Source organism: Pseudomonas sp. GW821-FHT07B01 (genome assembly GCF_059419065.1).
The window spans coordinates 63,590-79,701 of record NZ_JBWKRA010000008.1 but is presented as its reverse complement, the minus strand read 5'-3'; the positions used below and the strand labels follow the sequence as shown (position 1 = coordinate 79,701).

General features: G+C 61.3%; 11 protein-coding genes. 4 read left to right on the top strand and 7 right to left on the bottom strand.

The window, feature by feature from the left end; translation table 11 throughout:
* Nucleotides 1–12: 12 nt before the first annotated feature.
* Nucleotides 13–837, bottom strand: coding sequence for a hypothetical protein (locus tag AC07S6_RS11285; protein ID WP_019818016.1), 825 nt, complete (start codon nt 835–837; stop codon nt 13–15).
* A 35-nt stretch (nt 838–872) separates the two neighbouring features.
* Nucleotides 873–2,066, bottom strand: coding sequence for an MFS transporter (locus tag AC07S6_RS11280; protein WP_495112306.1), 1,194 nt, complete (start codon nt 2,064–2,066; stop codon nt 873–875).
* 95 nt (nt 2,067–2,161) lie between these two features.
* Between AC07S6_RS11280 and AC07S6_RS11275 the strand changes: the two genes are divergently transcribed.
* The gene (locus tag AC07S6_RS11275) at nt 2,162–3,091 is read left to right on the top strand and encodes a LysR family transcriptional regulator (protein ID WP_073452127.1); all 930 of its coding nucleotides are present in this window, start codon (nt 2,162–2,164) and stop codon (nt 3,089–3,091) included.
* Nucleotides 3,092–3,157: 66 nt separating this feature from the next.
* Here the strand turns inward: AC07S6_RS11275 and ettA are convergent, their stop codons facing one another.
* The gene (ettA, locus tag AC07S6_RS11270) at nt 3,158–4,822 is read right to left on the bottom strand and encodes an energy-dependent translational throttle protein EttA (protein ID WP_014720011.1); all 1,665 of its coding nucleotides are present in this window, start codon (nt 4,820–4,822) and stop codon (nt 3,158–3,160) included.
* A 285-nt stretch (nt 4,823–5,107) separates the two neighbouring features.
* Between ettA and AC07S6_RS11265 the strand changes: the two genes are divergently transcribed.
* Nucleotides 5,108–8,959, top strand: a complete 3,852-nt coding sequence (locus AC07S6_RS11265) for a sensor domain-containing protein (protein WP_495112305.1) — start codon at nt 5,108–5,110, stop codon at nt 8,957–8,959.
* Nucleotides 8,960–9,188: 229 nt separating this feature from the next.
* Nucleotides 9,189–10,442: a serine hydroxymethyltransferase gene (gene glyA / locus AC07S6_RS11260; RefSeq protein WP_003194304.1), complete on the top strand. Its 1,254-nt coding sequence runs from the start codon at nt 9,189–9,191 to the stop codon at nt 10,440–10,442.
* Nucleotides 10,443–10,631: 189 nt separating this feature from the next.
* Here the strand turns inward: glyA and yjiA are convergent, their stop codons facing one another.
* From yjiA to AC07S6_RS11245, 3 genes are all read right to left on the bottom strand, one after another.
* Nucleotides 10,632–11,588, bottom strand: coding sequence for a GTPase (gene yjiA / locus AC07S6_RS11255; protein ID WP_089042487.1), 957 nt, complete (start codon nt 11,586–11,588; stop codon nt 10,632–10,634).
* A gap of 184 nt (nt 11,589–11,772) precedes the next feature.
* Nucleotides 11,773–11,970: a YbdD/YjiX family protein gene (locus AC07S6_RS11250; protein WP_495112304.1), complete on the bottom strand. Its 198-nt coding sequence runs from the start codon at nt 11,968–11,970 to the stop codon at nt 11,773–11,775.
* A gap of 14 nt (nt 11,971–11,984) precedes the next feature.
* A complete protein-coding gene (locus AC07S6_RS11245) occupies nt 11,985–14,051 on the bottom strand; it encodes a carbon starvation CstA family protein (RefSeq protein WP_014720014.1) in 2,067 nt (688 codons plus the stop codon).
* A 174-nt stretch (nt 14,052–14,225) separates the two neighbouring features.
* Here AC07S6_RS11245 and AC07S6_RS11240 point away from each other — a divergent pair, with 174 nt between their 5' ends.
* Nucleotides 14,226–14,594 carry a PilZ domain-containing protein gene (locus tag AC07S6_RS11240; protein WP_197882970.1) on the top strand — a complete coding sequence of 123 codons (369 nt, stop codon included), beginning with the start codon at nt 14,226–14,228 and terminating at the stop codon, nt 14,592–14,594.
* Nucleotides 14,595–14,723: 129 nt separating this feature from the next.
* On the opposite strand, the gene radA is transcribed toward AC07S6_RS11240, so the two are convergent.
* Complete coding sequence (gene radA, locus AC07S6_RS11235; protein WP_003194313.1) at nt 14,724–16,091, bottom strand: DNA repair protein RadA; 1,368 nt, start codon at nt 16,089–16,091, stop codon at nt 14,724–14,726.
* Between the last annotated feature and the right edge of the window lie 21 nt (nt 16,092–16,112).

Sequence of the window (16,112 nt, the reverse complement as noted above, 5' to 3'; positions counted from 1 at the left end):
AAAAAGGCCGGGTTAACCCAGCAACTGCGCACAGTCGCTCATCACACTGGCTTTACGCTGCAGGTATTGGGCAAAAATGTCGCGTGCCGTGGCGGGGTCCACTTCAATCTGCATGGCAGTGGTGAACTCATTCACCGCCGCCACCGCATGGGCGAAATGGTTGCTCTCGGTACCGCCGGTGTGCACCGTGACCCAGGCCACCGTCGCACGGGATTTCTCCGGCGGCACGCCCATGTCCCGCACGAACCACTGCGAGTACAACGGGTGGATGAACTCCACTTCGCCGTGGGTGTACACCTCGTGGATCAACGTGGTCAGTAACCCCTGCAACAGGTCGCGATCTCGCAGGCGGCGGGTGTCGGTCCAGTCCTTGAACGCCTGTGCCGAGGGCAGGCAATTGTCCTTCAATATCCACTGGTCATCGCCGCACAGCGCGGTGGCCATGGTGTAGAACAGGTCTGCGTGCAAGGTGTTGCCCAACGCGCCCAGATCTTCATCGGTGATGCGTTGCAGGCTGCCGCAGGCGCGGTACAACTGCGCGGCGGCGGCGGAGCCTTCATCGGAGCGCGCCAGCAAGGTAATGCGGTTGGCCAGGCCGGACACACTGGCTGCCGAATTATTGGTCTTGGACCAACTGGCGAAGAACTTGCGCAGTACCGCCGGCGAATGCCGACGCGAGGTGAGTCGCGCAAAAGCGTCTTCGATATCCACCAGCGCGTCTTCCTGAGCCCAGAAGGCTTCGAACAGCGCGTGGCGCAAGGCACCGGCCGGCATGTCGTTCAATACCGGTTCGATGAGCTTCAACAACTGGCTGCGCTTGATCACGGTGTTAGTCATGTTCACCTCTCATAGTCCTTTATTGGATGAAAAAATCAGGCTGGTTTGCCGCGTTGTTCGACGACCTGGGCCTGGGGCTTTACCGGTTTCCAGCCCAGCAGGGCAATCGCCAGCGACAACAGCTGAAAACCTGCGACCAACGCCACGCAGCCCGGCCAGCCCCATTGATTCCAGAGCATGGCCGGGGCCACGGCGCCGGCGCTGCCGCCCAGGTAATAACCGGTCAGGTACAGCCCCACGGCGCCGGACTTGTCCGGGCCTGCCGTGGTGGCGATATACGCATTGGCGGATGCCTGTGCCAGGAATACGCCGGTCGAACTCAGGGCCAGCCCCAACACGATCAGCCACAGGGACGGCAACAATGTCAGCGCCGAGCCACAGATGCCGAGCGCCACAGCGCCGGTCAGTAACTGCGATTGTGGTCGCGTTTTGCTCAAGCGCCCCGCAACAGGAATGACCACCAGCGCCAGCAGGAACACCGCATACAAAGTGCCCAAGGCGGCGGCGCCCAGGTTGAACGGGGCTTGGCTGAGATACAGCCCGGCATAGGTAAAGGTTGCGACTTGGGAGAACAGCACGCAGAAACCGACGCCATAGGCCGCCAGCAAGGGTTTGCGCAGAAGCCGGCGCACCCCGTGCATGCCCACGGCCGCAACGCCGGGCCGCGCCACCGGATTGGCCGGCAACAGCCACACAATCAGCAGGCCGACCAGCAGGCTGATCACCGCCAACAGTTCGAAGGCTTCGCGCCAGCCCACATATTGGGTCATGACCCCCGAGACAAAGCGCCCGGCAAACCCACCGAGCACCGTCCCCGCGACGTACAAACTGGTGATCTCGGTGACCGTGGCCGCACGCCAGCGATCACCGATATAAGCCACGCTGGTGGCGAACACCACGGGAATCAACATCCCTTCGACAAAACGCCACACCAGCAGCTCGGCAAAACTGTCCACATAGGCCGTCAGCAGCGTCGGTAGCGCCAGCAGCAATGCAGCCACGGCAATCACCGTGCGCTGCTCGAAACGGCCGGTCAGGCGCCCGACAAACGGCGCGGTCACCGCCACGGCCAACGTGGTCACCGTGATGCTCCACCCTGCCTGTCGGGCACTCACCTGGAAGCTTTCGGCAAACGCAGGCAGGATGCTCTGTGTCGCATAAAGATTCAGAAACGCCGCACAGCCACACAGGAACACGGCGAAGCGGGCGTGATGCATGCGCGGGTTCATGTGGCCTCTCGTCTTATAGTCGAGGATGTTTATAGAATACCCAGCGCAGGGAACACCAATACCGAATTCGGACCGATCAATACCCAGGAAACAGAATGCTTGATCTACGCAAGTTACGGTACTTCCTGACGGTCGCCGAAGAGCTGCACTTCGGCCGCGCAGCCCAGCGCCTGCACCTTGCCCAGCCGCCCCTGACGCGGCAGATTTCGGCCCTGGAAACCGAGCTTGGCTTTCGCCTGTTCGACCGCACCAGTCGCACGGTCACACTGACCGCCCAAGGCCAGCACTTTTTGCCGTATGCCCGCGCAGCGCTGGAGCACGCCAGGCTTGCACAAGACATCGCCGCCAAGCTGGCTGCCGGCTCGACCGGCCAACTGGTCGTAGGCTATGCCAGCTCGATCGCGTTGTCGGAACTCTTCAGCCAAACCCTGCAAGCCTTCGCCCAGCGTTTTCCCGATGTGCAACTGACCCTGGTGGAAAGCGCTTCCGGTAGCCTGCACACGCACGTACTGGACGGGCGCATCGACGTCGGCATGAGCCGCCTGCTGCCGGAGGCCGGGCAAACCGGCGTCGAGGCTTTGTCCTTGGGGCAAGAACCGCTGGTGGCGGCGCTTTGCAGCGACAACCCGCTGGCGGACCAGGACGAAGTCACCCTCGCCCAGCTCAGTGAGTACCCGTTGATTCTGTTCCCCAGCGACTACGGTTCGGGCCTCAACGGCTCCATCGAGCACCTGTATCAACGCCGCGGCCTGGCGCTGCGCCCGGGCCCTGCGGGGCGTCAGATCACCTCGATCATCGCCCTGGTGGCGGCAGGCCAAGGTGTCTCGCTCGTGCCCCAGTGCACCCGCACCCTGGCCAGGGAAGGCGTGGTCTACCGCCCCTTGGCAGACCCCGAAGCCTGGGTACACCTGCTGATACTCACGCGCTCACCGTCACGCTCATTGTTGGTCGAGGCGTTTATGGGGGTGGTCGAAGAATTGCTGCGCAGCCGCCCAGCCCTGGCGCCCACGACGCTTCCGGCATAACGCGGGCAAAAAAATACCCCTGCGTGAGGGGTATTTTTTCAACAGGCTGTTGCGGCTATTGCAGCATCAGGCCAGTTTTTTGTGGCGTACGCGGTGCGGCTGGGCGGCGGCCTCACCCAAGCGTTTCTTGCGGTCGGCTTCGTACTCGGTGTAGTTACCTTCGAAGAACACCGCCTGGGAGTCATCTTCGTACGCCAGGATGTGGGTCGCGACGCGGTCAAGGAACCACCGATCGTGAGAGATCACAATGGCGGCGCCCGGGAAGTCCAGCAGGGCTTCTTCCAGGGAACGCAGGGTTTCAACGTCGAGGTCGTTGGACGGTTCGTCGAGCAGCAGGACGTTGCCGCCCTCTTTCAGGGTCAGGGCCAGGTGCAAGCGACCGCGCTCACCACCGGACAGGTCCTTGACGAACTTCTGCTGGTCGCCGCCCTTGAAGTTGAAACGGCCGACGTAGGTGCGCGACGGGATTTCATAGTTGCCGATACGGATCTGGTCGGAACCGTCGGAGATCTGCTGGAACACAGTCTTGCTGCCGTCGAGGTCGTCGCGGCTCTGGTCCACACAGGCCAGTTGCACGGTGTCACCGATCTCGATGCTGCCGGAGTCCGGGGTTTCCTTGCCCATCAGCATGCGGAACAGCGTGGATTTACCCGCACCGTTACCGCCGATAACGCCGACGATCGCGCCTTTTGGCATGGCGAACGACAGGTTGTCGATCAGCACGCGGTCGCCATAGCCTTTGGTCACGTTCTTGAACTCGATGACCTTGTCACCCAGGCGCGGACCGGCCGGGATGTAGATCTCGTTGGTCTCGCTGCGCTTCTGGAATTCCTGCGACTGCATTTCTTCAAAGCGTTGCAGACGGGCCTTGGATTTGGACTGGCGGGCCTTGGCGCCTTTGCGCACCCACTCCAGTTCTTCCTTCATGGCTTTTTCGTGGGCCGATTGCTGCTTGGATTCGGCGGCCAAACGGTCGGACTTGGCTTCCAGCCAACCGGAGTAGTTGCCCTCGTAAGGGATACCGGCGCCGCGGTCGAGTTCGAGGATCCAGCCGGCAACGTTGTCCAGGAAGTAACGGTCGTGCGTGATCGCAACCACGGTGCCCGGGAAATCGTGCAGGAAGTGCTCCAGCCAGGCGACGGAATCGGCGTCCAGGTGGTTGGTCGGTTCGTCGAGCAGCAGCATGTCAGGGGCCGACAGCAGCAGGCGGCACAGGGCCACACGACGCTTCTCACCACCGGACAGGTGCTCGACCTTGGCGTCCCAGGCTGGCAGGCGCAGCGCATCGGCGGCGACTTCCAGTTGGCGCTCCAGGTTGTGGCCATCGCCCGCCTGAAGGATCGCTTCGAGCTTGGCCTGTTCGGCAGCCAGCTTGTCGAAGTCGGCATCCGGTTCGGCGTAGGCGGCGTACACCTCATCGAGGCGGGCCTGGGCGTCCTTGATCACGCTGACGGCTTCTTCGACCACTTCACGCACGGTCTTGGTCGGGTCCAGGATCGGCTCTTGCGGCAGGTAGCCGATGTTCAGGTCCGGCATCGGACGGGCTTCGCCTTCGAACTCGGTGTCAACGCCCGCCATGATTTTCAGCAGGGTGGACTTACCCGAACCGTTGAGGCCGAGCACGCCGATCTTGGCGCCTGGGAAGAAGGACAGCGAAATGTTTTTCAGGATTTCCCGCTTCGGCGGAACAACTTTTCCCAGCCGATGCATGGTGAAGACGTATTGAGCCATGGTGAACCTAGCGTCAGTGACTGATGAATTAAGCGGACGAAGCCCGTGCCAGGCCATGCGCCGCGCGGGCCTTTGACTATCATCAATGCCAGCGAGCAAAAAAAGCCTGAATGTCTGGGGCTGGAACGCCCCCGCGTAACCGGCAAAGCTACCTGAATGCGCTGGGGCAGTCCAGCCAGGCAGGACTGGCACTTTGCCACAACTCAAGGCATGCTAGCCGCCCTTCGGGCGTCCGGCTTATAGTGCACGTCGCGCGCCAGTCCAGCCAAACCGCAGGATCACAGTTTGTCCAACGTCACGCCGCCCACGCCCTTGCGCGCCGCTCATATTGCGCCGGGAGCGCCCCTGCACGGCACCTTGAAAGGCGCGTTGGCGACGCTTGTCCTGCTGTTGCTCGCCTTGTTGTTCTGGCAACTGTTGGACCAATTGCAGCAGAACCAGAAAAACCAACAGCAATACACCATCGACTACAGCGCCGACCTGGCCGAGCAGATCAGCCAGAGCATGGCCCTGAGCGCGCAGATCGCCCTGAACCTGTTGCCGATTGTCGAGCCGCCGCGCAATGCCGAACAGCAGCAGGCCCTGATGCGCACCTTGCAGCGCTCGCTGCCGGACCTGCGCAGCTTCGCCCTGCTCGCCCCCAGCGGCGCACTGATCAGCGACACTGCCGAAGGCAGCCAAGACAGTGCCCTGCTCGAAGACCTGGTCAAGCGCAGTCACGCCCAGTCCTACTACCTGAGCAACGACAATGACGGCACGGTCATCTATCTGTTGCTGCACCAACCCAGCGGTGGCTCCAAGGTGTACTGGGCCTTGCGCCTGGCGCCCAATTATCTGGCCAACCTCACACGCCAGGATGTCCAGGGCCAGCGCCCGATGTGGGCAATCGAGAACAGCCTGAACCATCGTGTGGTCAGCCGTGACAGCGGCATGCCGGCGCAGTGGTCCAGCGCCCTGACACCGGAAGAATTGAACCGCAGCGTGCTGGTCACGCCGTTGAGCAAAAGCGATTGGCAACTGCGCGGCATGTTTGACCGCAGTGCGGTGCTGGAACAACTGCTGCCGGCCTTTATCGGCAAGTGCCTGCTGGGCCTGGCGTTTTCGCTGATCCCGGTGATCGTGCTGCTCAACATGCGCCGTCGCCAACGCCAGGTGAACGAAGGCCGGCGACGCTATCAGGACATCTTCGAAGGCACCGGCGTCGCGTTGTGCGTGTTGGACCTGTCGGGGCTCAAGGCGTTTTGCAACAAGACCCAGGTGCAAAGCCGTGAGCAGTTGCACGCCTGGTTGCAGGCCAACCCCGCCGAGCGCAAGCAACTGCTCAAGGAGTTGCGCGTCACCGAGGTCAACCAGATGGCCGTGCGCCTGCTCAACGTCGCGTCTTGCGAGCAGGCGTGGGAGCGCCTGATCGATGATTGCCCGAGCAATGCCACGTCCATCGGCTATCAGGTGCTGGAGGCCGTACTGACCCGGCAAAAACAGCTGGAGCTGGAAATCCAGCTCAACGACGTGGCCGGCAACGAACAGTACCTGTGGCTGGTGATGCGTTTGCCGGAGCAGCAGGATGACGTCAAGGCCGTGATTCTCAGCATCAGCGACATCACCAGCCGCAAGCTGATCGAGTTATCGCTGGTGGAGCGTGAAAGTTTCTGGTCGGATGTGGTGCGCACCGTGCCCGATCACCTGTATGTGCAAGATGTGATCAGCCAGCGCATGATTTTCAGCAACCATCATCTGGGCCACACCCTGGGCTACAACAAAGCCGAGTTGCAGCAAATGGGTGAGTACTTCTGGGAAATCCTGCTGCACCCCGAAGACGCCGAGCACTACCATGACGCGCGCGAACAACAACGCCAGGTCGGCTATACGACCCAATTGCACTGCCAACTGCGCTTTCGTCACCGCAATAACCAGTGGCGCCGCTTCGATATCCGCGAACAGGCCCTGGCCCGCGATACGTCTACGGTGGTCACCCGGATCATCGGCGTGGCCAAGGACATTACCGACCAGATCGAGGCCAGTGAATCACTGCGCGACAGTGAACAGCGCTACCGGATGCTGGCCGAAAGCATCAGCGACGTGATCTGCTCCACCGACAGCCAACTGGCCCTCAACTACATCAGCCCCTCGGTCAACACCGTCCTGGGCTATGACGTGGACTGGGTGTTCAAGAACGGCTGGCAGTCGATCGTTGCCAACCCTCAGCAGTTGACCGGCATTTACAGCCTGATGGAACAGGTCAGCCGCGCCCTCGGCAACCCCGACGCCTTGAACACCTTGCGCGATGAACTGCAGACCCAACTGTTTCTGTTCGACTGCCTGCGCGCCGACGGGCGCAAGGTGCCGATAGAACTGCGCCTGGTGCTGGTGTGGGATGAAAATGGCGCGTTTGAAGGCATCCTCGGCGTGGGCCGCGATATCAGCCAGCAACGCCGCGCCGAAAAAGACCTGCGCATGGCGGCCACGGTATTCGAGCATTCCACCTCGGCGATCCTGATCACCGACCCGGCCGGTTATATCGTGCAAGCCAACGAGGCGTTCAGCCGGGTCAGCGGCTATGCGGTGAGCGATGTGCTCGACCAGTTGCCCAATATGCTCACCGTCGATGAGCAGCAGGAAGCCCATCTGCGTTATGTGCTCAAGCAATTGCACCAGCACAGCACCTGGGAAGGCGAGGTGTGGCTCAAGCGTCTCAATGGCGAGCATTACCCGGCCTGGGTCGGCATTACCGCTGTGTTCGACGATGAAGGCGACCTGGCCAGCTACGTGTGCTTCTTCAGCGATATCAGCGAGCGCAAGGCCAGTGAGCAGCGCATCCACCGCCTGGCCTACTATGACGCCCTGACCCACCTGCCCAACCGCACGCTGTTCCAGGACCGCCTGCACACCGCGTTGCAGTCCGCCGAACGGCAGAAGTCGTGGGTGGTGCTGATGTTCCTCGACCTCGACCGTTTCAAGCCGATCAACGACTCCCTCGGCCACGCGGCCGGCGACCGGATGCTCAAGGAAATGGCCACGCGCCTGCTCGGCTGCGTGGCCGAGGACGACACCGTGGCGCGCATGGGCGGCGACGAATTCACCTTGCTCCTGCAACCACGGGTCAGCCGCGACATGGCGCTGAACCGCGCCATTCATGTGGCCGAGCAGATCCTCGCCAGCCTGGTCAAACCTTTTGTGCTGGAGGGCCGCGAATTCTTCGTGACCGCCAGCATCGGCATCGCCCTGAGCCCGCAAGACGGCAACGAGCTGAGCCAATTGATGAAAAACGCCGACACGGCGATGTATCACGCTAAAGAGCGCGGCAAGAACAACTTCCAGTTCTACCAGGCCGACATGAACGCCAGCGCCCTGGAGCGCCTGGAACTGGAAAGCGACCTGCGCCACGCCTTGGACCAGAACGAATTCGTGCTCTATTACCAGCCGCAATTCAGCGGCGACGGCAAACGCCTGACCGGCGCCGAAGCCCTGCTGCGCTGGCGCCACCCGCGCCGTGGCCTGGTACCGCCCGGGGACTTTATCCCGGTGCTGGAAGAGCTCGGGCTGGTGGTGGATGTGGGCGACTGGGTGATCGGCGAAGCCTGTCGCCAGCTCAAGACCTGGCACCAGAACAAGGTGCGAGTCCCTAAAGTCTCGGTAAACATCTCGGCGCGGCAGTTCTCCGACGGCCAACTGGGCACGCGTATCGCCACCATTCTCAAGGACACCGGCCTGCCGCCGGCGTGCCTGGAGCTGGAGCTGACCGAAAGCATCCTGATGCGCGAAGTCAACGAAGCCCTGCAGATCCTCGCCAGCCTGAAAAACCTGGGTCTGAGCATCGCGGTGGACGATTTTGGCACCGGCTATTCGTCGCTCAACTACCTCAAGCAATTCCCTATCGATGTGCTGAAGATCGACCGCACCTTCGTCGACGGCCTGCCCTCCGGTGAGCAGGACGCACAGATTGCCCGGGCGATCATTGCCATGGCCCACAGCCTGAACCTGGCGGTGATTGCCGAAGGGGTGGAAACCCATGAGCAGTTGGACTTCCTGCGTGAACATGGCTGTGATGAGGTGCAGGGTTACCTGTTCGGGCGGCCGATGCCGGCGAATCGGTTTGAGGTGCAGTTCAGTAATGATGCGCTGTTCATGTTTGACTGAAGTCCCTGATCGTTCCCACGCTCCGCGTGGGAACGCAATTCTGGACGCTCTGCGTCCGCTTTTAAATGTGACGCAGAGCGCCACGGGATGCATTCCCACGCAGAGCGTGGGAATGATCAGGGGCTGAGTGAAAACCACTTGTCCGCGACATGATGTCCTTTCATATGCCATCTAAAACCCATTGGGTTAGAATGCCCTCCTTTTCTGCCCCCGATCCTTGAGGACCGCCATGTTCAGCCGTGATTTGACTATTGCCAAGTACGACGCCGATCTCTTCGCCGCCATGGAGCAAGAAGCCGTGCGCCAGGAAGAGCACATTGAGCTGATCGCTTCGGAAAACTACACCAGCCCTGCGGTGATGGAGGCTCAAGGTTCGGTTCTGACCAACAAGTACGCCGAAGGCTACCCAGGCAAGCGCTACTACGGTGGTTGCGAGTACGTCGACGTGGTTGAGCAGTTGGCCATCGACCGTGCCAAAGAGCTGTTCGGCGCCGATTACGCCAACGTCCAGCCACACGCCGGTTCCCAAGCCAACAGCGCCGTGTACCTGGCCCTGCTGCAAGGCGGCGACACCATCCTGGGCATGAGCCTGGCCCATGGCGGTCACCTGACCCACGGCGCCACGGTTTCGTCCTCCGGCAAGCTGTACAACGCCGTTCAGTACGGTATCGATGCCAACGGCCTGATCGACTACGATGAAGTCGAGCGCCTGGCCGTCGAGCACAAGCCAAAAATGATCGTGGCCGGTTTCTCTGCCTACTCGCAGATCCTGGACTTCCCACGTTTCCGTGAAATCGCCGACAAGGTCGGTGCCTACCTGTTCGTCGACATGGCCCACGTGGCCGGTCTGGTAGCTGCGGGCGTTTACCCCAACCCAGTGCCTTACGCTGACGTGGTCACCACCACGACCCACAAGACCCTGCGCGGTCCACGTGGCGGCCTGATCCTGGCGCGTGCCAACGCCGAGATCGAGAAGAAGCTCAACTCCGCCGTTTTCCCGGGCGCCCAAGGCGGCCCGCTGGAGCACGTGATCGCGGCCAAGGCGATCTGCTTCAAGGAAGCACTGCAGCCTGAGTTCAAGACCTACCAGCAACAAGTGGTCAAGAACGCCAAGACCATGGCCAGCGTGTTCATCGAGCGCGGTTTTGACGTGGTGTCCGGCGGTACTGAAAACCACCTGTTCCTGCTGTCGCTGATCAAGCAGGACATTTCCGGTAAAGATGCTGACGCTGCCCTGGGCAAAGCTTTCATCACCGTGAACAAGAACTCCGTGCCGAACGACCCACGTTCGCCGTTCGTCACCTCCGGCCTGCGCTTCGGCACCCCGGCAGTGACCACCCGTGGCTTCAAGGAAGCCGAGTGCAAGGAACTGGCGGGCTGGATCTGCGACATCCTGGCCGACCTGAACAACGAAGCCGTGATCGACGCGGTACGTGAGAAGGTCAAGGCCATCTGCAAGAAGCTGCCGGTATACGGCGCTTGATGGCAGTTGCGTGAATAAGAAGCCCGGCTCATGAGCCGGGCTTTTTTATGCCGATTTCAATTTGAAACAGGGTCAAGTGTGGGAGCTGGCTTGCATGCGATGGCGGTTGTGCAGTCAGCCCATCAGTGATTGACCCACCGCTATCGCAGGCAAGCCAGCTCCCACATTGGCGTGCATTTCAAGCCGGGTTCATTGGTAGACCCGCTCAAAGCCTTGGCGAATCTTGTCTTCGGGCAGCTCATCGGCAATAAACACGATCACACTTTCGCGCACTTCGCCCTCGGCCCATTCGGTATCCCAGTCGAAGCCATACAGCTTCAACACGCCCTGGAACACCATGCGTCGATCCTCCCCGGCAATGTTCAACACGCCTTTGTAACGCAGCAGTTGCTTGCCATGGTCTTCCAGCAGTTCGTTCATGAACTCGCTGAGACGGTCGATATCCAGCGGCTGGTCGGTGCGCAGCACCAGGCTGGAAATACGGTCGACCGAAGGCGCTGCACTGACCGGGCGCAGGCTCATGCCGGCATTGAGGTTGAAGCCTCGCACGTCCAGCAGCTCGGCCAAATCAATCTTGCCGTGGTCCACTACGCGAATCGGCGCACGGCGGTTGATACGGGTGAGGCGCTGGCTGAGGGCGTCGAAGCTGGCGTCGTCTACCAAGTCGCGTTTGCTCACCAGCAAGCGGTCGGCAAAGCCGATCTGGGCCTGGGCGATGGTCTGGGTCAGGTGATGCTCGGCGTGGGCCGCATCCACCAGGGTGATGATGCCGTCGAGGATATAACGCTCGCGCAGTTCTTCGTCGATGAAGAACGTCTGGGCCACCGGCGCCGGGTCGGCCAAGCCGGTGCATTCGATCACCAGCCGGTCGAAGGCGATCTCGCCGCTGTCCAGGCGTTCCAGCAGCAGGTACAGGGCTTTGGTCAGGTCGGTGTGGATGGTGCAGCACACGCAGCCGTTGGACAGGGTCATCACTTGCACCGGCTCGTCGCCCAGCAGTTGGGTGTCGATACCGGCGTCACTGAATTCGTTTTCGATCACGGCGATTTTCAAGCCGTGCTCGGCTTTGAGCAGGTGGCGCAGCAAGGTGGTCTTGCCGGCGCCGAGAAAGCCACTGAGGATGGTGACGGGGATGGGAGAGGACAAAGAGATTCTCCTTGAGGAAACACAGAAACAAATGTGGGAGCAAAGGCCCCTGTGGGAGCTGACTTGCCTGCGATGCAGACAACTCGGTGCTTGCGTCAGACCGAGGCGATGCTATCGCAGGCAAGCCAGCTCCCACAGAAAGCCCTGCTCCCACAGGGATATCGCATTGGCCCGCGTTACCGGGTCAGCAGCACTTGGGCCCACCCTTGCCGCCGTAACGGGCTTCCTGGCGTTCCCGGAAGAACGCCTTGTAGTCCATCACCGGCTTGTCCGGGTGTTTGGTTTGCATATGCTCGACGTAGGTGTCGTAGTCGGGCATGCCGACCATCAGGCGGGCGGCCTGACCGAGGTATTTACCGAGGCGACTGGTGTCATTGAACATGTCTGCAATCCTCGTTATGCGTCCGGTACAGCCTGGAACGGGGCTTCTTTATCCGTACGCTCTTTGTTGCCCCAGGCGGCGACGCCGACTTTGAGCGCATAGAACAGGATGCTGAACACCACGAACAGGAACAGCGCCGTCAGCGTTGCGTTGGTGTAGGCGTTCCAGATCACGTGCTGCATCTGGTCGATGCTCTTGGCCGGGGCGAGGATCTGGCCGTTAGCCAGGGCATCGCTGTATTTCTTGGCCAGCGACAGGAAGCCGATCGCCGGGTTGGCGTCGAACAGCTTGATGAAGCCTGCCGTGGTGGTGCAGATCAGCAGCCAGACAGCCGGCAACATGGTCACCCAGATGTAGCGCTGACGCTTCATTTTGATCAGCACAACGGTCGCCAGCATCAGCGCGATACCGGCCAGCATCTGGTTGGAGATACCGAACAGCGGCCACAAGGTATTGATGCCACCCAGCGGGTCGATCACGCCTTGGTACAGCAAGTAGCCCCACATGGCCACGCAACCGGCCGTGGCGATCAGGTTGGCGGTCCAGGATTCGGTGCGTTTGAGCGCAGGCACGAACGACCCCAGCAGGTCCTGCAGCATGAAGCGACCGGCACGGGTACCGGCGTCCACCGCTGTGAGGATAAACAGCGCTTCGAACAAGATCGCAAAGTGGTACCAGAACGCCATGGTGTTTTCACCCGGCAGCACGCTGTGCAGGATCTGCGCGATACCTACCGCCAGAGTCGGCGCGCCGCCGGCACGTGCCAGGATGGTGGTTTCACCGATATCGTGGGCAACGGCCGACAGCGCCTCAGGCGTAATGGCAAAGCCCCAACTGCTGACGGTTTGCGCCACGGTGACCACGTCGGTGCCGACAATGGCAGCCGGGCTGTTCATGGCGAAGTACACGCCAGGCTCAATCACCGAGGCGGCAACCATCGCCATGATGGCCACGAACGACTCCATCAGCATGCCGCCGTAACCGATGTAACGGGCATGGCTCTCACTGGCGAGCAACTTGGGCGTGGTGCCCGAGGAGATCAGCGCATGGAAGCCCGAGACCGCGCCACAGGCAATGGTGATGAACAGGAACGGGAACAGGCCGCCCTTCCACACCGGGCCGGTGCCGTCGATGAACTGGGTGAGTGCCGGCATTTTAAGATCAGGCATGGTGATCAGGATGCCAATCGCCAGGGCGATGATGGTGCCGATTTTCAGGAACGTCGACAGGTAGTCGCGGGGCGCCAGGATCAGCCACACCGGCAGCACAGCGGCCACGAAACCGTAGCCGATCAGCATCCAGGTGATCTGGATACCGGTGAAGGTGAACGCCTTGGCCCACACCGGATCAGCGGCAATCTGCCCGCCCAGCCAGATCGAACCGAGCAGCAACAGCACGCCGATGATCGAGATTTCACCGATGCGGCCCGGGCGGATGTAGCGCATGTAGATGCCCATGAACATCGCGATCGGGATGGTCGCCATCACCGTGAAGATGCCCCATGGGCTCTCGGCCAGGGCTTTGACCACGATCAGCGCCAGCACCGCGAGGATGATGATCATGATCAGGAAGCAGCCAAACAGCGCGATGGTCCCCGGAATGCGGCCCATCTCTTCGCGAACCATGTCCCCCAGGGAACGGCCATTGCGACGGGTGGACAGGAACAGGACCATGAAGTCTTGCACCGCACCGGCCAGCACCACCCCGGCAATCAGCCACAGGGTACCGGGCAGATAGCCCATTTGCGCCGCCAGCACCGGGCCGACCAACGGGCCTGCACCGGCAATCGCCGCAAAGTGGTGACCGAAAAGAATGTGTTTGTTGGTCGGCACATAGTCCAGACCATCGTTGTTGACCACCGCAGGGGTTGCCCGCCGGGGATCGAGTTGCATCACGTTGTTGGCGATGAACAGACTGTAGTAACGGTACGCAACCAGGTAGATGGCCACCGCAGCGACCACAATCCACAAGGCGTTGATCGCCTCGCCGCGGCGCAAGGCCACTACGCCCAGGGCGCACGCTCCTACAATTGCCAGCACCAGCCAGGGTAAGTGGCGTAGCAGGCTATTATTATTTTTCATTTTTATATTCCAGCCAGGGTGGACAGAAAGGACAGCCAGCCCGAGTTTAGCGCTACTGGCCTTAAAGACCAGCCCCCTACGTTGGTCTAGAGCCTTCAACCGTTAAAAAAAGCCGAAATAAACGCCCCTTGATGGCCCCGGGCTACACTCTTCCCATTCACAGAGGGCTTTACCATGACCGAGCATGCGTCCGAACGTCGCCGTTTTCGCCGGATCGCCTTTGATGCCAAGGCCGAACTTCGGCAAAGCGGCAGCGAATGGCCGGTAAAACTGGTGGATCTGTCACTCAAAGGATTGCTGGTGGAACGGCCTGACAACTGGAAGGGAAATAAAGCGCTGCCCTTTGACGTCGACATACGCCTGGACCAGAAGACGCATATAAAGATGCAAGCGCGGCTGACCCATGAAGATCAGGGTCAATTGGGCTTTGTGTGCAAACACATTGATCTGGATTCGATCAGCCATTTGCGTAGGTTCGTTGAGCTGAACCTGGGTGATGAGCAAGAACTGGAGCGCGAGCTGGGCGCCCTGCTGGAGATCTGAAAACGCACATCAATCAAAATGTGGGAGCTGGCTTGCCTGCGATAGCGGCGGGTCAGCTTACCCATTCTTGCCTGATACACCGCCATCGCAGGCAAGCCAGCTCCCACAGGTGTTCAGCAGTGTTGCGGATTATTCGAACAGGGCATCCAACGCCTGCTCCAGCCGCGTCACAGCAATAATCTGCAACCCCGGCGGCGCCTCCTTCGGCGCATTGCCCTTGGGCACAATCGCCCGTTTGAAGCCATGCTTGGCCGCTTCCTTCAAGCGCTCCTGCCCACTCGGCACCGGGCGCACTTCGCCCGACAACCCCACCTCGCCAAACACCAGCAAGTCATGGGGCAACGGCCGATTACGCAGGCTGGACATCACCGCCGCCATCAACGCCAGGTCGGACGCGGTCTCCAACACCTTGACCCCGCCCACCACGTTGAGGAACACATCCTGGTCGTGGGTCGGAATGCCGCCATGCCGGTGCAGCACCGCCAGCAGCATCGCCAGGCGGTTCTGGTCCAGGCCCAGTGTGACCCGCCGTGGGTTGGCCAAATGGCTGTCATCCACCAGCGCCTGGACTTCCACCAGCATCGGCCGGGTGCCTTCCCAGGTGGCCATCACCACACTGCCTGGGACTTCTTCCTGAGCGCGGGTGAGAAAAATCGCCGAGGGGTTCGAGACTTCTTTCAGCCCCCGATCGGTCATAGCGAACACACCCAGTTCGTTGACGGCGCCAAAACGGTTCTTCACCGCCCGAAGCAGGCGCAGGCGACCGTCGGACTCCCCTTCGAAATACAACACGGTGTCGACCATATGTTCCAACACCCGTGGCCCGGCCAGTGCGCCTTCTTTGGTCACGTGGCCGACCAGGAAGATCGCCGTGCCGCTCTGCTTGGCGTAACGCACCAGCAGCGCCGCGCTTTCACGTACCTGGGACACGCCACCAGGGGCCGATTGCAGTTGTTCGGTGAAAATCGTCTGGATCGAGTCGATAACCATGACCTTGGGCTTTTCGATGCGCGCCGTGGCGATGATGCTTTCGATGCAGGTTTCGGTCATGACCCGCAGTTGGTCCTGGGGCAAGCCCAATCGTCGGGCACGCATGGCCACTTGCTGCTGGGACTCTTCGCCGGTGACATACAGCGCAGGCATGCGGCTGGCGATGCTGCACAGGGTTTGCAGCAGGATCGTGGACTTGCCGATGCCCGGGTCACCGCCGATCAGCACCACCGAGCCGTCCACCAGACCACCGCCCAAGACCCGGTCCAGTTCGCCGGAGGCGGTGGAAAAGCGCGGAATCTCTTCGACGCTGACTTCGGCCAGGGTCTTGATCTGCGCCTGTTGCCCGGTCCAGCCGGCACGGCCGGTGGGGGCCGCGGCACCGCCGCTCTCGATCATGGTTTCAGTCAGGGTGTTCCACGCGCCGCATTCGGAGCACTGGCCCGCCCATTTGGGAAAGGTCGCGCCGCACTCTGTGCAGCCGTACATGCGCTTGGCCTTTGCCATGTGAGAACCTCCAATCGAAAA

Excerpts from the sequence above, each read along its gene's own strand:
- AC07S6_RS11285 (WP_019818016.1), bottom strand. The coding sequence starts at position 837 with ATGACTAACACCGTGATCAAGCGCAGCCAGTTGTTGAAGCTCATCGAA.
- AC07S6_RS11280 (WP_495112306.1), bottom strand. The coding sequence starts at position 2,066 with ATGAACCCGCGCATGCATCACGCCCGCTTCGCCGTGTTCCTGTGTGGC.
- AC07S6_RS11275 (WP_073452127.1), top strand. The coding sequence starts at position 2,162 with ATGCTTGATCTACGCAAGTTACGGTACTTCCTGACGGTCGCCGAAGAG.
- ettA (WP_014720011.1), bottom strand. The coding sequence starts at position 4,822 with ATGGCTCAATACGTCTTCACCATGCATCGGCTGGGAAAAGTTGTTCCG.
- glyA (WP_003194304.1), top strand. The coding sequence starts at position 9,189 with ATGTTCAGCCGTGATTTGACTATTGCCAAGTACGACGCCGATCTCTTC.
- AC07S6_RS11250 (WP_495112304.1), bottom strand. The coding sequence starts at position 11,970 with ATGTTCAATGACACCAGTCGCCTCGGTAAATACCTCGGTCAGGCCGCC.
- AC07S6_RS11245 (WP_014720014.1), bottom strand. The coding sequence starts at position 14,051 with ATGAAAAATAATAATAGCCTGCTACGCCACTTACCCTGGCTGGTGCTG.
- AC07S6_RS11240 (WP_197882970.1), top strand. The coding sequence starts at position 14,226 with ATGACCGAGCATGCGTCCGAACGTCGCCGTTTTCGCCGGATCGCCTTT.
- radA (WP_003194313.1), bottom strand. The coding sequence starts at position 16,091 with ATGGCAAAGGCCAAGCGCATGTACGGCTGCACAGAGTGCGGCGCGACC.